The 848-nt window shown below is 72.2% G+C and carries 2 protein-coding genes; both read right to left on the bottom strand.

Features of this window, described 5'->3' with window-relative positions:
* Window positions 1–69: 69 nt before the first annotated feature.
* On the bottom strand, window positions 70–354 hold the full coding sequence (locus HUX53_RS37500; RefSeq protein ID WP_176408022.1) for a helix-turn-helix domain-containing protein: 285 nt from the start codon (window positions 352–354) through the stop codon (window positions 70–72).
* A 79-nt stretch (window positions 355–433) separates the two neighbouring features.
* The coding region (locus HUX53_RS37495) for a GNAT family N-acetyltransferase (RefSeq protein ID WP_176408021.1) at window positions 434–848 on the bottom strand (415 nt) is incomplete at its 5' end.

Here is an 848-nt window from a genome sequence, read left to right as displayed (position 1 = left end):
GTGTCAGTGGTTAGTGTCCTGATCGTCTTCGTCGGCAGCGGCAGTGTTGTATAGGGGACAGGGGCACCCTCACCGACCGGCTGGCCGACCCCGCGCCCACCGCCGCGCCCGCGCGGGCGCGGCGGTGGGCGCGGGGTCGTCCAGCAGGTCGGTGAGGGTGCCCTGCGGCACCTGGAGGATCTCCTCCAGTGCGACGACCACGGTGCGCGAGCGGGGCCGGCTGCGGCCGCGCTGCCAGTAGCTCAGCGTGGCCACGCTGACGGTCAGGCCGCGCCGCCCGAGCCGGTGGCGGATCCGTTCCAGGGTCAGCCCGCTCGCCTGGACGGCCTGCCGCAATGCCCCGGCGAACTCCACGGCGGGATGGTACCCGCCGCGCAAGATCAAATCAGGTACCGGGGCAGATCAGGCACGCAGCGACAAGCCGGACGGCAGGTCAGAAGAGGATCGACATGAAAGAACCGAGCTCACCGAATCCCACTCGGCGGTAGGCGGCGCGCGCCCGCGTGTTGTAGTCGTTGACGTACAGCGAGACGGTCGGCGCGACGCTGCGCAGCGACTCCCGCACCACCGCGGACATCCCGGTCTCCGACAGGCCCCGGCCGCGCAGCTCGGGCGGCACCCACACGCCCTGCACCTGGCAGGCGCGCGGGGTGACGGCGCCGATCTCCGCCTTGAACATGACGCGGCCGTCCTCGATGCGGGCGAACGCGCGGCCGTCGCGGATCAGCTCGGCGACGCGGGCGCGGTAGAGCACCCCGCCGTCGCCGGCGTTGGGCGACACCCCGACCTCCTCGGTGAACATCGCCACGCAGGCCGGGTAGACGATGTCGAACTCCTCCATCCGGACG

Origin of the sequence: Actinomadura sp. BRA 177 (genome assembly GCF_013372625.1) — a bacterium.
In the GTDB taxonomy this organism is placed as follows: Bacteria; Actinomycetota; Actinomycetes; order Streptosporangiales; family Streptosporangiaceae; genus Spirillospora.
This window is presented reverse-complemented; position numbering and strand designations above follow the sequence as displayed.